We start from the raw sequence: 15,354 nt of genomic DNA, 5'->3' as shown, positions 1-15,354 counted from the left end.
GCCATGCCCCGCCCCAGCACCAGCAGGGCCGCGCCCGCCAGCCCCACCACGATGCCCGCGAGCCGCAGGGGCCGGTACCGTTCAATGCCCAGGCCCCAGGCGAAGGCATACGTGAACAGCGGCGGCAGCGTGTACACCAGCGACGTCACGCTGGTGCCCACGCTCTGCATGACGATGAAGGTGACGCTGTTGGGCACGGCGACGCTCAGCACGCCAGCGATGAGGCTGTAGCGCAGCACGGGCCCGGCCTCCGGCGCCTGGGAGGCGCCTCGCGCCCCCGCGAACGCCAGCGCCAGGCCGCTGCCCAGCGCGGGCCAGAACGCGAACGCCAGCGGCGACCAGCCCTCCGCGCGGGCCACCCGGGACATGGGGAGCATGCTGCCCAGCAGCACGCCGGTGGCGATCAACAAGAGCAGCGGCGCGTCCCCCAGCTGGCGCAGCCGGCTTCCAACGAGCGTCTGGGTTGTCATGGGCGGGCGTCCGTCAGAAGGTGGTGCCCAGCGCCAGCGCCGCCGCCCAGAGGCCGTTGTCGGAGAAGGCGAAGCCCAACGGCGCATCCAGGTTCATCACCAGCCGCCCCTCCACGAAGCCCGCCGTGCCGTACACCCGGACGTGGGGGATGAGCGCCAGGAAGGTGGGGTCCGCGCCCTCCGCCGCCGTCGACACGTAGATGGCCTGGAAGGTGGAGCCCAGGAGGACGTGCGAGCTCAGGTCCACGGCCGCCGTGCCGGAGACCTGGAAGACCGCGTCCACCCGCTGGCCGCGCTTCTCCGACAGCTGGGCGGACATGGGGATGCGCCCGTCCAGGGCGAAGCGCCACCGCCCCTGGCGCAGCGCCGCGTCCGCCCAGGGCGTCAGGCCCAGGAGCCCCGGGGCCACCAGGCTGAAGCCGCTGTTGCCGCGCAGCGTGGCCGCGCGCCGCAGCAGCGCCGAGCCGAAGTCGTCCGGGTCGGTGATCAGCGTGAAGGGCAGCACCAGGTTGCCGCCCGTGCGGACCTTCAGCGCGCCGTCGTCGTACAGCACGCCGCCCAGGCCCACGGACGGGTTGCCCGCCTGGAACGCGGTGGGGCCTCCGGCCCGTGACGGCGCGTAGGCGAACAGCCATGCGGCGTTGAGGCTCACGCGCTCCGACAGCGACAGGGACCCGGAGAGCGCGGGCGCGAACACCGTCGTGGGCTGCCCGTTGAGCGTCCCGGAGTAGGCATACGTCTCATAGAGCAGGGCATTCGGAGGACGCGGCGCGGGGTCCGCGGCCAGGACCTCCGGGGCGGCGAGGAGCAGCGCGGCGGCGCAGAGACAGCGGATGAGTGGGTTCATGGCGAAGGACGCAAGGGAAGAAGGAAGAAGGAAGGAGGAAGGTCACGGGCCCGGGGCCGCCCAGGTGGCGCCGAACTCGAGCAGCTCGGGCAGCAGGTCCCGGCCCAGGGTGAAGGCCATGCCCAGCGGAGCGCACACGCCGCGCTCCAGCGCCGTGGGCGCGTTGGAGGACGCCTCCAGGGGCTCGGGGGTGGCGGGAGGACAGGCGGCATCGAACCGGCCATGGGACGGACGCAGCTGGTGCGGCACGTCCGGCAGCGCCTCGGCCACCGCCCGGACGATGGGGGCCTGCCCGTCGGAGACGACGCCCACGACGGGCACGTCCAGCGCGCGCACCAGCGTCTGGAGGTGCTCCACCAGCGCCCCGGCCCGGGGCTCCGGCAGGCTCCAGGCCGCCAGGACCTCGGAGGACAGGCAGTCTCGCGCCACCCAGAGCACGGCGTCGCCCGCCTCCGGGACCAGGCCGCTCAGGGCCAGCACCACGCGGCCCAGCCTGCGCGTCACCGCCTGGAGCCGCGCGGGGTCCAGGGACCGGGGGGACAGCAGGGCGTCATAGCGCTCCAGCAGGTTGGAGACGCTGCGCGCGGAGATGGGCACGTCCCGGGCACGCAGGGCGGCGTGGATGGCGGGCACGCTGCGCTTCTCCTGGTGGCGCAGCGCCCCGATGAGGGCGATGACATCCAGGCCGAACTCGTGCTCCGGCAGGACCCACAGCCCCTCCTCCTCCGCGCGGATGGCCTTCTGGCGCAGCGGACACCCCTCGCGGTGACACACCCGGACCTGCACCTTGAGCGCGACGACGCCGTTGAGCGTCACCACGTTGCGGCGGGCCCGGTAGTCCGCCGGCACCCGTCCACCACAGGCGGCGCACTGCCGCCTTCGATTGTCGAGCCCCACAAACCGGCTGGCCGGGGGATGTCCGGTGGTCCGCGCCATGACGCCACTCCCTGGGAAGGCGGCACCGCCGCAGGCCGGTGCCAGACGCGGCTAGGGCGTGGTGCCCGCGGCCGACTTCACCGGCTGCGCCGGCTGCTTCTTCACGAGCTCGATCTCCAGCGTGATGGAGACCTCCTCGCCCACCGCCACGCCGCCCGTCTCCAGCGCGGCGTTCCACTTCAGGCCGAAGTCCTTGCGGGCGATCTTCGTGGTGGCCGTGCCGCCCCGCTTCACGTTGCCGTACGGGTCCTTCGACTCCACGTCGAACCCGTCCAGCTGCAACACCACCGGCTTCTTCACGCCGCGGATGGTGAGGTCGCCCGTCAGCTTCAGGCCGCCGCCGGACTTCTCCACCTTCGTGGACTTGAACGTGAGCGTGGGGAACTTCGTGACGTCGAAGAAGTCCGGCCCTCGCAGGTGCTCGTCGCGCGAGGCGTCGTTGGTGGTGACGGTGGTGGCGTCGATGACGGCCTCCACCGACGACTTCGTCAGGTCCTTCTCGTCCAGCTGCACCGTGCCGGTCACCTTGGAGAAGGAGCCGCGCACGTTGGACACCATCATGTGCTTCACGGAGAAGAGGGCGGACGAGTTCGTCGGGTGGATGTCGTACGCGGTGGCCCCCGCGAGCGACGGCACGGCGAGGGCGGCCACGAGGGCCAGGGACTTGAGGAACGGCGTCATGGGGCGTGTCTCCAACAGGAAAGGGGAATGGCGCTTCAGGTGGCGTAGATGCGCTTGTGGTCGCGCGTGCCCTGGTAACGGAAGCCGGTGCCGGCGGCGTCCGCGGCGGGCCGCTCGTCCAGGTGCTCGCGCGCCCGCATCACGTCTTCGTATTCGGGGATGGACAGCGCGCGGCGGCGGGTGAGGCGGGCCTCCAGCCCCAGCGCCTTCACGCGCTCCTGCGCGCCGGCCTGCACCACGCCGCTGAAGAACTCCGCGCAGGACCCGCTGCCATAGGAGAACAGGCCCACGCGCTGGCCGGTGAGGTCCTGGGACGCCGTGGACAGGAGGCTCGCCAGCGCCAGGTACATGGAGCCCGTGTAGATGTTGCCCACCTGCGACGGCAGCACCAGGCTGTTGCCCACCAGCCGGTCGAAGCTCGCGTCCGGCGCGGTGTCCCCGTCCAGCGTGCGCAGGTGCCGGTGCGCCTTGCGGGACATCTTCCCGTAGGGCACGTGGTAGACGAGCGCGGCGAAGCGGTCGCTGTACGCGCCCTCGCCCGCGGGCTCCGCGGCGGCCTCCTGGTAGGCCCGGTACGCGCCCTCCAGCGCGTCCAGGTAGCACTGCACGGAGTAGTGCCCGTCCACCAGGGCGTCCTTCGAGTACAGCGGACGCCAGAAATCCATCACGTCCTTGGAGTAGACGCCCGTCTTGCCCGCCTCCAGCGCGAGCAGCGCGGGCGTGTCCGACACCAGCATGGCCACCGCGCCGGCGCCCTGCGTGGGCTCGCCCGGCGTGCCCACGCCGTAGCGGGCGATGTCCGAGCACACGATGAGCGCCTTGCGGCCCTTCGCGCTGCCGGAGCGCACCCAGTCGAGCGCCATCTGGAGCGCCGCGGTGCCGCCGTAGCAGGCGTGCTTCGTCTCGAAGATGCGGCAGCGCGTGGGCAGCCCCAGGAGGCCCTGGACGTAGGAGGCCACCGGCTTGGAGTGGTCCACCGCCGTCTCCGTGCCCACCACCAGCAGGCCCACGTCCTCCGGCGAGCAGCCCGCGGACTCCAGCGCCATGCGCGCCGCGCGGGCCGCCAGCGTCACGGTGTCCTCGTTCACCAGGGGCACGCCCATGCGCGTCACCCCCAGGCCCTCCACGTACTTGCCGGGCGCCACGCCGCGCGCCATGGCCAGGTCCGCGAGCTCCACGTAGGTGTCCGGTACGGCGACCCCGATTGCTTCCAGTCCTGCCTGCATGATGTCCCCCTCGACTTGCTGCGAGATGTCTTCTTTTCGCGCGCACGTCTCCCGTGCACCGCGGGATGCGCGGTGTCCGGGGGCGTGGGCGGAGGTGTCTGGGATTGCGGCCCGGCGCGAGCCGGGCCCCTTCGCTTGACGTCAGCCTCGCGCGTACGAGCCGCTGCGCAGCTCGTCGATGATGCCGGGGCCCTTGGGCGTCCAGCCCAGCAGCGACTGGGCCTTCTGGGCGGAGAAGCGCTGATCCAGCGCCAGCGCGTCCGCGAACGCGCCGAACTGCTTGCGCGCCTCCTCCAGGGGCCAGGCCACCGTCTTGCCGCCCGCGCCCGCGCCCTCGCTGGCCGCCTGGGCAATGTCCTTGAGCTTCACGGCCGGGCCCTGCACGGCGACGAGGACGGTCCCCGCGGGGGCCTTCTCCACGGCGCGCACGTAGAGGTCCGCCAGGTCCTCCACGAACACCACCGGCCAGTGGTTCTCCCCGGTGCCCACGAAGCGGGCCGCGCCGTCCTGCTTCGCGGAGGCGGTGAGCATGGAGGGGATGCCCACGGCGCGTCCGTAGACGATGCCCGGGCGGATGACGACGCCGCGCACGCCCGGCGTGTTCAGCGCGCGCTGCTCCACCGCCGGACGCCACGCCACCAGCGCCGCCGCGGCCAGGGGCGAATCCTCCGTGACGACGGCGCCCTGCGTGTCGCCGTGCACCCAGACGCCGCTCGTGTAGATGAACGCCTTGTTCGTGCCCTGGAGCGCGTCCAGCACCGCCGCGACGGCGGGCGCGTCCACGGCCTCGCTGTTGGCCGTGGCCGTCCAGACGACCGCGTCCATGTCCTTCACCAGCGCGGCCAGCCCCTTGGCGTCCGCCATGTCGCCCGCCACCGCCGTGATGCCGCGGGCGGCGAGCTTGTTGCGCGCGTCTTCGGAGCGCGCCAGCCCCAGGACCTGGTGGCCCGCCTGCTTGAGCGCGTCCACGACCGCCCCGCCGATGTAGCCCGTCGCGCCCGTCACAAGGATCTTCATGGTGTGCCTCTTCTCACGTTCAGGTTGCGTCATTCGACCGTCACGCCCGCGTCCTGGCCCTCATGGGCCCAGGCGTAGGAGCGCAGCAGCAGCTGCCACACGACCTCGAGCTCGGCCTCGTCGCGCGGACCAAAGAGCATGGGCGTCCCGGAGCGCGGATGCGGCATGCCCCAGCCCTGCTGGAACACCCGCCGCGCCGTCTCCGGCGGGAACGTCAGGTGCAGGCTGCCGTCCTCCGCCGGGTGGATGTGCGCGAACTCCGTCCCCACCTGGAACGCCGCGCGAGGCCCCCGGGCCGACTCGGGCCGCAGCCAGAAGGCGCGCGCCCCGGGGACGGAGATGCCGCTGGGCGCCACCCGCACGTCCGGCAGCGCGGCGGCGCGCGTGAACAGGCGCTCCTGCAGCTCTGGAGGCGCCAGCTGGCTCAGCTGCCGGTGCGCCAGCGGCGTCCCCGGCGGCGCGTCCGTCGTCTCCGGGCGAGGCCCCTTGCGCGCGGGCAGCCGGAAGGACGGCTCCGGCGCCGTGGACGCCAGCACGCGGGACTCACGGACCTCCGGCGCCGCGCGCGGCACGTCACTGGCTGGCGAGGTGCAGGACAGCGCGGCCAGCAGCACCGCGAGCCCCGGGAGCACCGGGCGTGGGGAATCCATGGCTTTCCTATAGAGCCCGTTGACGTCTGGACACTACGCGCCGATTGGAAAAGGATTGTTTCCTGGAGGTGACCAATCCCCATGGAGCAGGTGGCGCCCTATTTCACGTTCGCGGAGGTGGTGCGCACCGGCAGCTTCACGGTGGCGGCCCGCTCGCTGGGGCTGTCCAAGGCGACCGTCAGCAAGCAGGTGATGGCGCTGGAGGAGGCGCTGGGCGTGCGGCTGTTGCAGCGCACCACGCGCAAGCTGTCGCCCACGGCGGAGGGCCGGGCGCTGGCGGCGCGGTGTCAGCGGATGACGCAGGAGCTGGAGGCGGCGAAGGCGGAGGTGCTGCTCTTGCGCCGCAAGCCGCGCGGGCCCCTGCGCGTGAGCATCCCCATGTCCTTCGGGCTGCTACGGGTGCTGCCGGCCATGCCGGAGTTCCTGGAGCGCTACCCGGAGATCGAGTTGGACATCCAGCTGGATGACCGGGTGGTGGACCTGGTGGAGCAGGGCTTCGACGCGTGCATCCGCATCGCGCAGCTGCCGGACTCGTCGCTGCTCGCGCGGAAGCTGGCCTCCAGCCGCCGGGTCATCTGCGCGACGCCCGCGTACCTCCACCGGCACGGCACGCCGCACCGGCCGGAGGACCTGCGCCAGCACCGCTGCCTCCAGTACACGTACCTGGCCTCCGGCGCCGCGTGGCGCCTGCGCGGCCCGGGGGACGTGGAGTCCCTGGTGGAGACCACCGGCACGCTGAAGGCCAACAGCAGCCTGGCCCTGAAGACGGCGGTGCTGGGCCACGCGGGCATCGCGCAGTTCCCCCTCTTCGCCGTATGGGAGGAGCTGCGGGACGGACAGCTCGTGGAGGTGCTGGACGACCACACGCTCCCGGAGCTGTCCATCTGGGCCGTGCACGCGCAGGGGCGCACCGTGACGCCGAAGGTGGGCGCGTGGATGGACTTCCTGGCGCGGCGCTTCGCGGACGAGCCCGGGTGGAACCTGGGCGCCCAGGCGAAGCGCGGCGCCTGACTTCAGCCCTTGCGGGTGTTCGTCTGCCAGTCGTGACGCATGCGCAGCTTGCTCAGCTGCGCGGACGCCACCTGCGTGCGCGCGCCGTCCGCGGCCAGCTTCCAGGCGTGGCTCTGGGTGAAGATGACGTTGCGGCCGCCGCGCAGCACGGTGGCCTCGAACTCCACCACCGTGCCCAGGGGCGTGGCGGACAGCATCATCGCGTTGAAGTTGCTGGTGAGCGCGTACTCGTCCGGCCCCAGCGTGGGCAGCGTGGCCAGCATGCTGACCACGTCCAGCATGGAGTAGATGACCCCACCGTGCAGCGTGTGGCTGAGGTTGTCGATGGCCTCCGTGACGCGCAGGCGGCACTTGCAGAAGCCGGGGCGCTGCTCCAGCAGCTCCAGGCCGCAGTAGCGCTGGTAGGCGTGCTCCAGGAGGGCGCGGGAGTGCGCCTGGGCGTGCTCGCTCAGGTCCGTCGTCGTGTCGTTCGTCACAGGGTCCGTCCGATGATGTCCAGCATGACTTCCCGGGCGCCGCCGCCAATGCCCAGCAGGCGCGCGTCGCGGTAGATGCGCTCCACGCGCGAGGGTTCGACGCAGCCGTGCGCGCCGTGCAGCTGGACGGCGTCGTGGGCCACCCGCTCCAGCACATCCACGGCGGTGTTCTTCGCGATGGCGGCCCGCGCGGCGGTGAGCTGTCCTTCCGCCTGCCAGCGCACCGCCTGCTCCACGAAGACACGCGCCACGCTCAATTCGGAGTGCCGCTCCGCCAGGCGCTGGCGCAGCACGGACTTGTCCAGCAGCGCTTCCGGCCCCACGCGCCGCGTGCGGCAGTGCTCCACGGTGTCGCGCAGGGCCAGCTCCGCGGACGCCAGGGCCATCACCGCCAGGTTCAGCCGCTCCTGTTGCAGACACTGCTGGAGGAGCCGGCCCGCCTCGCGGCCGTGGATGAGGAGGCGCGCGGGCGTGGACTCGAAGCGCAGGGCCGCGAGCGGCAGGCAGCGCCAGCCGAGGCACGCCAGGCGTTCATGGCTCAGGCCCGGCGCGTTGCCCTCCACCAGGAACAGCGCCAGGGCCCCATCCAGGAGCGCACCCACCAGGAGCAGGTCCGCGCGTCCGCCGTTGCAGATGAAGCGCTTGTCGCCGGTGAGCCGGTGGCCATCTCCATGAGGTCCGGCACGGCACTCGAAGCCGCGCAGGTCCGAGCCGGCCTGCGGTTCGGTCAGCGCGAGCACGATGCTCTGGTCGCCCCTCAGCACGGAGGGCACCACCCGGGCCGCCACCGCCGCGTCGGCGCCCTGCACCGCCTTGAGGCTGACGAAGTGCGATGCGAGCCCCATGGTGATGCCCTGAGCGCCGCCCAGGGTCAGCTCCTCCACCAGCACCGCCAGCGCGCCCGGGTCGTCCGGGAGCCCCTCCGGGGAGTGCCCCAGCGACAGCAGGCCCGCCCTGCCCGCCTGCCGCCAGAGCTCCAGCGGGTAGGCCCCTTCGCGCTCCCACGCGTCCACATGGGGCCGCACCTGGTCGTTGACGAAGGTGCGCACCCGCCCCCGGAAGTCGTCCGTCCTGGAGTCCATCTAGAACACCGTGCTCTGGGCCAGCTGCTGGAAGCGCTGGACGATGGGCGCGAGCCTCGCGGGGGACACCTCTCCCTCCGGCTCGAAGTAGTAGAGCCGGGTGAAGTCGTCCATCACCTGGAGCATCTCCCGCGAGCGCCGCGCGGCGCGGATTTCGTAGCGCTGGAGCGCCGCCTCCAGGTCCGCGTCGCAGTGCCCCACCAGGGCCTGCGCCAGCATGAAGCCGTTCTCCAGGCCCAGCGTCAGCCCGTAGCCCAGGGTGGGCAGCATCGCGTGGATGCTGTCACCCAGGAGCACCACCCGGCCCCGGAACCACCGGCCCTCGCCCGTCAGCGCCTTGAGCTTGTGGGTGAGGATGTCCTGTTCGGGCGTCTGGCCCATCATCCGCAGCAGGTCCTGGGGCAGCGGCGCGAACAGCTCCAGCAGCCCCTGCCGGTCCAGCAGCGGCTGGTTCCGGTGCTGGTAGGCGGCGAACCAGTAGCGCAGCGACGTGGCCTTGTTGAGCGGGTACGTCACCACGCGCGAGTGCCGCGACGTGAAGATCTGACAGCGGTCGGAGTGCAGCAGCGGCGAGTCGAAGTTCACCACGCCCCGGCTGGCGACGAGGCCCGTGTCATGGGGCGTAAGCCCCGGGTTGACGAAGGCGCGCGTCGTGGACGACACGCCGTCCGCTCCCACCGCGAGGTCGAAGTCGAAGCGGTGGCCGTTGGTGAAGGTGAGGCGCACCTGGTCGCCCACGTTCTCCAGTGACTCGCAGCCCATGCCGTAGTGGATGTCGTCCTCGTCCAGGCGGTCCGCCAGCAGGCGGAACAGCTCCGTGCGCAGGAACATCATCGCGGGCGCGGGCAGCCCCATCCCGGCCGGGCGCACCGGCTGGCTGTGGATGAGCTGCCCGTGCTTGTCGTGCGTGTCCAGGAACTCGATGGGCTGCCCCCGGGAGAGGAAGGCGCGGTCCTTGAGCACGAAGCGCAGCACCTGCATGGCCTGGGGCCAGACGTAGATGCCCGTCCCGGAGTCCCGGGGCCCCGTGCCGCGCTCGAAGACGACGCAGTCCACGCCCAGCCGCTTGAGCATGACGGCGCAGGCCAGCCCGTTGAGGCCCGCGCCGATGATGGCGACCCTCATGCCGCCTCCTCGCGGGCGCTCCACAGGGGCTGGCTGCTGGAGGCGCGCAGCGAGTACCGGTTCTGCAACAGGCACAGGCTGGTCAGCTCCATCAGCATCGGGTCCAGCAGGCCCTGCTCATGCGCGCTCAGCGTGGGCAGCTTCTCCAGCAGGCCGCGCACCCGCGCGGGGTCGAAGAAGGGCAGCGCGTCCAGCTCCGAGCCGTTCAGCACGTCGCGCACCAGCTGGTACAGCCGGCCCTTCTGCTGGAGCGTGGCGGGCGGCGCGCGGAAGTAGTGCTTCTTGCGCTTGTAGAGGGCGTCCGGCAGGTACGGCCGCATGGCCTCACGGAAGACGTACTTCTCCGTGGAGCCGCGCACCTTCATCCAGACGGGCATCTGGCACGCCAGCTCCACCACGTGGTGGTCCAGCAGGGGCACGCGGCCCTCGATGCTGTGGGCCATCTCCATGCGGTCACCCAGCGTGGTGAGCACGAAGTTGGGCAGGTAGGACTTGGCCCACAGGTACATGGACTTGTGGACGGGGTCGCGCCCCTCCAGGTTGCGGTGATCCAACCGGTCGTAGAACTGGCGGTAGGGGTCGCTGCCCGCGAACTGCTCGCGGAAGTCCGGGCGGTAGAGCGCCTCCAGCGCCTTGAACCAGCCGGCCTGGTTGTCCAGCCAGGACACGCCATGGGACAGCTGCTGCACCATCCAGTGGATGTCCTGGGGCATGTCGGGCTGGACGTAGCCGTTCTCGCTCTCCTGGATGCGCTGGCGCAGCCTGGTGACGAGCGCCGGGTCCTGCCGCTCCGGGTTGTAGAGCAGCATGTCGCGGCGGAAGTGCGGGTAGCCGGCGAACACCTCGTCGGCGCCCTCGCCGGTGAGGACGACCTTCATGCCGGCGTCGCGCACCGTCTCACTGAGGATGTACTTGGCCACGCCGTGCGCGTTGAAGAACGGCGTCTCGTTGTGCCAGAGCGCCTGCTCGAAGTGGTCCGCCAGGTCGTCCTGGGACACGGCCACGGTGTGGAAGCGCGCGCCGTTGTGCTCCGCGGCCAGCCGCGCGAACTTGTTCTCGTCGTAGTCATCCATGTCCGTGAAGGACAGGTTGAACGCGTCCAGCGGCTGCCCGGACAGCTGCGTGGCCACGCCCAGCATGGCGGAGGAATCAATGCCGCCGCTCAGGTAGACGCCCATGGGCACGTCCGCGCGCAGGCGCAGGCGCACGGACTGCTCCACCGCGGCGCGGATGGCCTCCACCATGCCCTGCTCGTCCGCGGGGTCCGGCGCGTCCTGGCGGGCGAACTCCATGTCCCAGTAGCGGCCGTGGTGCAGGCCGCCGCTGTCCGCCATCACCCAGCACCCGGGCTGCACGCTCTTCACGCCCTTGAAGAGCGTGTGGTCGCGCAGGTAGAAGGCGCGGCTCGCGTACGCGTGCTCGTCCCACTCCGCGGGGACGCCCGCGGCCAGCAGCGCCTTCACCTCCGACGCGAAGTACCAGGCGCCCCGGTGCTGCGCGTAGAACATGGGCTTGATGCCCAGGCGGTCGCGCACGGCCAGCATCAGGCGGCGCTGCCGGTCGAAGAGCAGGATGGCGAACTCGCCGCGCAGCTGCTTCAGGCCCGCGAGGCCCGAGCGGCGGTACAGGTGCAGGGCAATCTCGCTGTCGGACTCCGTCTTGAAGTGGCAGCCGAGCGCCTGGAGCTCGCGGCGGATCCGCTCGTGGTCATAGAGCTCGCCGTTGACCACCAGCGCGATGTCCCCCTCGTCCGCGACGATGGGCTGACGGCCGTTGTCCAGGCCGATGATGCTCAGCCGGACGTGGCCCAGCACCGCGCGGCCGGCCGGGTCATGCCACAGGCTGCGCTCGTCGGGGCCACGGTGGTGGAGGGTGGTCAGCGCGGTGATGAGGCTGCGCTCGTCGAAGCCGGAGGGGGAACGCTGGTAGACGCCAATGAATCCGCACATAGCAGGGCCGCTTCCTTCAATGGATATGTGTCCGTCAGCGCCAGCGCACGCGGGCCCCCGGGAAAGGGCCTTCGAGGCTGGCGGAGCCCATGGCGGTCCGTCCTGGAATCACGTCCAGACCGGCCACGGGTTTTCTGTCAATGGATTGCAACCCGCTGGAGGAACTGGCGCGTGCTCAGCCATGCCCCGGTCCAGCGGAAGTTGTTCAGGCGGTCATCGAGTGCTTCCGGTACCGCGACAGTCTCTACCCATGATTCCCCCTCTGAAACCCGGCCCACGGCGGTCCTGACGGCGGATGGACGCACCGCGACCGACGGACATTGGACATAACATCATCAAAAACAAATCGATAGCAGAAATCTCGTAACAAGCTTTTTAACAAGTTCAATCCGCCCACACTGGACTGTTTCGCCACCCAGCCCCGGGAGCGAGGGCTTACGGCATTTAACGCCTGCCATTGGGGCAGATATCGCCTGACGTGAAGCCCACGGCAGATAACGCCTGTCTTGAGAGCCCAGCCCATACACAGACATCCACCACCCGGTGCCGGAGACGTGAAGCGGGCGTGACGGCCCCGTGAGGCGTTCCTTCAAGGAGGGCCCACGAGGATTGAGCGCGGGCCCCGGGCGGGGTTTGTTACGCCCCCCATGGAAGGCCCCGGCATCCTCGTCCGACACCCCGCCGCGCGGTGGGGGCTGCTCACCCTGCTGTCGCTCCTGCTGCTGTCCGCCGTGCCCCTGTCCGGGGTGACGTCGCTGGGGACGCTGAAGGAGGGCTACACGGACCACGTGCGCCATCCGTACGTGGTCTGGGTGGGACTGCACCGGGGGCTCCAGGCCCTCTACACCGCGCCGCTGGGCGAGCTGCGCGAGGGCATCCCCTACCGTCAGGCCATCGACCAGTGGCTGGACGTGCCGTACGTGTATCCGCCCGGCGCGCTGGTGCTCTTCCTGCCGCTGGCGCTCGTGGGCGAGTGGGTGCCCATGACGCCCCAGGCCTTCGGTCAGGTGTGTCTGTTGTACCTGCTCGTCTTCGCGCACGTGGCGCTCTACGCGGTGCTGCGGCTGTTGGACGGGCAACCGGCGGGAGGCCGCTGGGCGGTCGGGTTTCTCTGCTGGCTGGTGCTGATGCGGCTGGCGCTTTATGGCCAGTACGACGGCGCGTGGCTCGTCTGCGGGGTGCTGGCGTTGGCGGCGCTGGCGAAGGACCGGCCGGTGGTGGCGCTGCGCTGGCTGGCGCTCGCGGCGCTGCTGCACTACCGGGCGCTGGTCCTCATCGCGGTGGGCGTGGTGGCGCTGTGGCGCGTGGTGCGTGGACGGCCGGTGCGTCAGTGGCCGTGGGTCACGCTGTTCGGTGTGGCGGCGGCGGGCTTCCTCTGCGTGCGCACGTTCCTGTGGATGGCGCCGCTGGCGGCCCAGACGGACGCGGCGACGCCTTCCATCCTGGGGGAGCCGGGCACGGTGGCCCTGGTGATGGGCTTGAGCGCGGCGGTGCTGGCGCTCTCCTGGCGCGGGTCGGACGGGCTGGTGACCGCGTCGGTGGGGCTGGGCGTGGTGCTCGCGGTCATCGACACGCGCCACTGGTGGCATGCCTCCGCGCTGATGCTGGTGCCCCTGTCCGTGGGCGTGCTGCGGGCTCCGCGCTGGCCGTCGGCGGTGAGGCTGGGGCTCGTCGTCTGGGCGGCGGTGCTGGAGAGGGCCGTGTGGTACGGCAATCCCCTCTGGTTGTTCCGAGACCTCAATCGCTTCCTGCGGCTGATGTGAGGCGGAACCGCGCCTCGTCCCAGGCGAGCCCGTAGCGGCGCAGGAGCGCGTTGACGTCCACGCCGGGCTGGGGCGGATGCGCGAGGGGGTCGAACCGGTACCACTGGAGCGTCCGGTCGGAGGCCGCGGACACGAGGAACGCGCCGTCCGGAGAGAACGCCAGGGCCGCGAGGAAGCCCTGCTGTCCCGCGAGGATCCCCAGCGGTTCTCCGGACGGCAGGCTCCAGACCTTCACCACTTGCTCCAGCCCTGATGACGCCAGGAAGCGGCCCCCCGGCGACACGGCCAGGGCCAGCACGCCCACCGTCTTCTCATCCAGCGTCTTCAACAGCCGGCCCGCCGTCACGTCCCAGACGCGGATGGGCTGCCGCAGCCCCGCCGTCACCAGGTGGGGTTCGGACGGAGTGAAGGCCACGGCGCGCACGGGCTCGCCCATGTCGAGCCGCAGCAGGGGCTGAAGCCGCTCCACGTCCCAGGTCCGCACCGTCTTGTCCGTGCTGCCCGACGCGAGCCTGCGCCCCGTGCTGTCGAAGGCCAGGGTCCAGACCTTGCCGGTGTGTCCCTGGAGCAGTCCCACGGGCGTGCCATCGGCCACGGACCACAGCTGGATGTCCGGGTCGCCCGCCACCGCGACGAGCGCCCCATCCGGGCTGAACGCCACCGCGCGCACGGAGCCCTTCACCCCGGGCAACTCCAGCAGCACCCGCCCCGAGCGCGCGTCCAGCACGAGCGCCTTTCCCTTCAGGGTGCCCACCGCGATGCGCTCGCGGTCCGGGCTCACCGCCAGGGACACGGCGGCCTCCGTGCCGCCCGGCTCGGAGTGGAGGTCCGTTCCTTCGGCGATGCGCCACCGCCACCATCCGCCCTCACCGCCGGCCAGCAGCTCCCGGTCCTGGGAGAACGCAATCGCCTCCATCCAGCCGCCAGGGCCGTGAACCCGCACCTCCGCGGGGACGTCCGGCCGGCGCCACACGTCGAGCACGCCGTCCATCCCGCCCGAAGCGAACGTGCGCCCGTCCGGAGACAAGGCCACGCTCATCACCGCCGCGTGATGTGCATCCATCCGCTCCAGCAGCGCGCCCCCACGCCCATCCACAAGTTGCACACGCCCATCCCATCCACCCTGGACCAGAAGCTGGAACGCGCCGTCGATGGCGGCCACGGAGACGTTGCCGGAGTTGCGGAACACGTCGGTGAGCTGGCCCGAGCGGGCGTCCCAGAAGCGCACGGCCCGGTCGCCCGCCGCGGTCATGATGCGCTGTCCATCCGAGGAGAACGCGCCCGCCTCCACCTTCTCTTCATGCCCCAGGAGGCGGTGGACCTCCTTGCGTGACGCCAGGTCCCAGACCCGGGCGCTCCGGTCAGCGCTCGTGGACAGCAGCTGCTTGCCGTCCGGGGAGAAGGTGACGTCGATGACGTTGTCGTCATGTTGGAAGCGCAGCAACTCGGCGCGGGTCTCGAGGTCCCAGACGCGGACCGCATGGTCCAGGCCGCCAGAGGCCAGCCGTCCGCCGTCGGGAGAGAAGGCCAGGCCGAGCACGACGTCGGTGTGGCCCGGAATCACCGCGTGCTCCCGGCGCTGGCGCCAATCCCAGATCCGGAGCTCGCCGGGCCTTCCCGCGGAAGCCAACCAGCGGCCGTCCGGAGAGAAGGCGACGGCGTGGACCTCGGCCGTGTGGCCCTTCAGTTCGGCCAGCAGGTCACCGCGCTCCACGTCCCAGAGCCGGACGACGGAGTCATAGTGCCCGGACGCCAGCATCCGGCCGTCCGGAGTGAACGCCAGGGCAAGCACCGACCCCTGGATGTGTTTCGACCAGCGCAGCGTGGAGGCCCGGTCCAACGCCCGGGCCTGTCCCCATTGCGCGCCGGGCGAGTCCCGCGACGTCCGGGCCAGCGCGAACGAAGCCGCCGCCACGCTCCACTGCGAGGACTCGGTGGCCGCTTCGCCCCGGGCCTCGAGGATGCGGGCGCGCAGGTCGCGAGTGTTCGCGGCGTCCAGCGCGCCATTGCCGGAGGAGCGATGCGCGGAACAGGAAGCAAGCAACAGCGCGAGACACCACCACCGCATGGAGCACCCTCCGGAGCCGGGGCACGGCTTGCCAGGGCGCGGAGCATCCGCAC

Annotated in this window: 14 protein-coding genes; 2 read left to right on the top strand and 12 right to left on the bottom strand. The window is 71.5% G+C overall.

The genetic code is table 11. From position 1 onward, the window contains the following. The 7 genes from D7X55_RS09290 to D7X55_RS09260 form a co-directional block, all read right to left on the bottom strand. On the bottom strand, positions 1-470 hold a 470-nt coding region (locus D7X55_RS09290), incomplete at its 3' end, for a DMT family transporter (RefSeq protein WP_158626345.1). Between the two features lie 13 nt (positions 471-483). Beyond that, positions 484-1,317 (bottom strand): hypothetical protein, encoded by an 834-nt coding sequence (locus tag D7X55_RS09285; protein WP_120547780.1) that lies wholly within the window; start codon positions 1,315-1,317, stop codon positions 484-486. Positions 1,318-1,359: 42 nt separating this feature from the next. Beyond that, positions 1,360-2,253, bottom strand: coding sequence for a hypothetical protein (locus D7X55_RS09280; protein ID WP_147470063.1), 894 nt, complete (start codon positions 2,251-2,253; stop codon positions 1,360-1,362). Between the two features lie 51 nt (positions 2,254-2,304). Then, positions 2,305-2,934, bottom strand: a complete 630-nt coding sequence (locus D7X55_RS09275) for a YceI family protein (RefSeq protein WP_120547778.1) — start codon at positions 2,932-2,934, stop codon at positions 2,305-2,307. Between the two features lie 35 nt (positions 2,935-2,969). Continuing rightward, positions 2,970-4,160: a hydroxymethylglutaryl-CoA synthase gene (locus tag D7X55_RS09270; RefSeq protein ID WP_233609738.1), complete on the bottom strand. Its 1,191-nt coding sequence runs from the start codon at positions 4,158-4,160 to the stop codon at positions 2,970-2,972. Positions 4,161-4,301: 141 nt separating this feature from the next. After that, a complete protein-coding gene (locus tag D7X55_RS09265) occupies positions 4,302-5,177 on the bottom strand; it encodes an NAD-dependent epimerase/dehydratase family protein (protein WP_120547789.1) in 876 nt (291 codons plus the stop codon). A gap of 29 nt (positions 5,178-5,206) precedes the next feature. After that, positions 5,207-5,827, bottom strand: coding sequence for a luciferase family protein (locus tag D7X55_RS09260; protein WP_233609737.1), 621 nt, complete (start codon positions 5,825-5,827; stop codon positions 5,207-5,209). Positions 5,828-5,908: 81 nt separating this feature from the next. On the opposite strand from D7X55_RS09260, the gene D7X55_RS09255 reads away from it, so the two are divergent. Next, a complete protein-coding gene (locus D7X55_RS09255) occupies positions 5,909-6,838 on the top strand; it encodes a LysR family transcriptional regulator (protein WP_120547777.1) in 930 nt (309 codons plus the stop codon). Between the two features lie 2 nt (positions 6,839-6,840). Here D7X55_RS09255 and D7X55_RS09250 read toward each other — a convergent pair whose 3' ends face one another. Genes D7X55_RS09250 through asnB form a run of 4 tightly spaced genes read right to left on the bottom strand, consistent with a single transcriptional unit; the run spans position 6,841 to position 11,470 of the window. Continuing rightward, complete coding sequence (locus tag D7X55_RS09250) at positions 6,841-7,314, bottom strand: PaaI family thioesterase (protein WP_121722848.1); 474 nt, start codon at positions 7,312-7,314, stop codon at positions 6,841-6,843. Continuing rightward, entirely contained in the window at positions 7,311-8,396 is a 1,086-nt protein-coding gene (locus D7X55_RS09245; protein WP_120547775.1) for an acyl-CoA dehydrogenase family protein, read from the bottom strand. Before D7X55_RS09245 ends, D7X55_RS09250 begins: the two co-directional genes overlap by 4 nt. Next, positions 8,397-9,521 carry an FAD-dependent monooxygenase gene (locus D7X55_RS09240; RefSeq protein ID WP_120547774.1) on the bottom strand — a complete coding sequence of 375 codons (1,125 nt, stop codon included), beginning with the start codon at positions 9,519-9,521 and terminating at the stop codon, positions 8,397-8,399. Then, complete coding sequence (gene asnB, locus D7X55_RS09235; protein ID WP_120547773.1) at positions 9,518-11,470, bottom strand: asparagine synthase (glutamine-hydrolyzing); 1,953 nt, start codon at positions 11,468-11,470, stop codon at positions 9,518-9,520. The genes D7X55_RS09240 and asnB overlap by 4 nt, the downstream gene beginning before the upstream one ends. Positions 11,471-12,117: 647 nt before the next feature. Here asnB and D7X55_RS09230 point away from each other — a divergent pair. Further along, on the top strand, positions 12,118-13,233 hold the full coding sequence (locus D7X55_RS09230; protein WP_120547772.1) for a hypothetical protein: 1,116 nt from the start codon (positions 12,118-12,120) through the stop codon (positions 13,231-13,233). On the opposite strand, the gene D7X55_RS09225 is transcribed toward D7X55_RS09230, so the two are convergent. After that, positions 13,208-15,301, bottom strand: coding sequence for a WD40 repeat domain-containing protein (locus D7X55_RS09225; RefSeq protein ID WP_121722847.1), 2,094 nt, complete (start codon positions 15,299-15,301; stop codon positions 13,208-13,210). The genes D7X55_RS09230 and D7X55_RS09225 overlap by 26 nt on opposite strands. Between the last annotated feature and the right edge of the window lie 53 nt (positions 15,302-15,354).

Source organism: Corallococcus sp. AB049A (assembly GCF_003668885.1).
GTDB classification, from domain to species: domain Bacteria; phylum Myxococcota; class Myxococcia; order Myxococcales; family Myxococcaceae; genus Corallococcus; species Corallococcus interemptor.
Note: the sequence above shows the minus strand (reverse complement) of the source record. Positions and strands in the feature narration are given on the sequence as shown.

Excerpts from the sequence above, each read along its gene's own strand:
- D7X55_RS09285 (WP_120547780.1), bottom strand. The coding sequence starts at position 1,317 with ATGAACCCACTCATCCGCTGTCTCTGCGCCGCCGCGCTGCTCCTCGCC.
- D7X55_RS09275 (WP_120547778.1), bottom strand. The coding sequence starts at position 2,934 with ATGACGCCGTTCCTCAAGTCCCTGGCCCTCGTGGCCGCCCTCGCCGTG.
- D7X55_RS09240 (WP_120547774.1), bottom strand. The coding sequence starts at position 9,521 with ATGAGGGTCGCCATCATCGGCGCGGGCCTCAACGGGCTGGCCTGCGCC.
- D7X55_RS09280 (WP_147470063.1), bottom strand. The coding sequence starts at position 2,253 with ATGGCGCGGACCACCGGACATCCCCCGGCCAGCCGGTTTGTGGGGCTC.
- D7X55_RS09245 (WP_120547775.1), bottom strand. The coding sequence starts at position 8,396 with ATGGACTCCAGGACGGACGACTTCCGGGGGCGGGTGCGCACCTTCGTC.
- D7X55_RS09225 (WP_121722847.1), bottom strand. The coding sequence starts at position 15,301 with ATGCGGTGGTGGTGTCTCGCGCTGTTGCTTGCTTCCTGTTCCGCGCAT.
- D7X55_RS09270 (WP_233609738.1), bottom strand. The coding sequence starts at position 4,160 with ATGCAGGCAGGACTGGAAGCAATCGGGGTCGCCGTACCGGACACCTAC.
- D7X55_RS09260 (WP_233609737.1), bottom strand. The coding sequence starts at position 5,827 with ATGGATTCCCCACGCCCGGTGCTCCCGGGGCTCGCGGTGCTGCTGGCC.
- D7X55_RS09255 (WP_120547777.1), top strand. The coding sequence starts at position 5,909 with ATGGAGCAGGTGGCGCCCTATTTCACGTTCGCGGAGGTGGTGCGCACC.
- D7X55_RS09230 (WP_120547772.1), top strand. The coding sequence starts at position 12,118 with ATGGAAGGCCCCGGCATCCTCGTCCGACACCCCGCCGCGCGGTGGGGG.
- D7X55_RS09265 (WP_120547789.1), bottom strand. The coding sequence starts at position 5,177 with ATGAAGATCCTTGTGACGGGCGCGACGGGCTACATCGGCGGGGCGGTC.
- asnB (WP_120547773.1), bottom strand. The coding sequence starts at position 11,470 with ATGTGCGGATTCATTGGCGTCTACCAGCGTTCCCCCTCCGGCTTCGAC.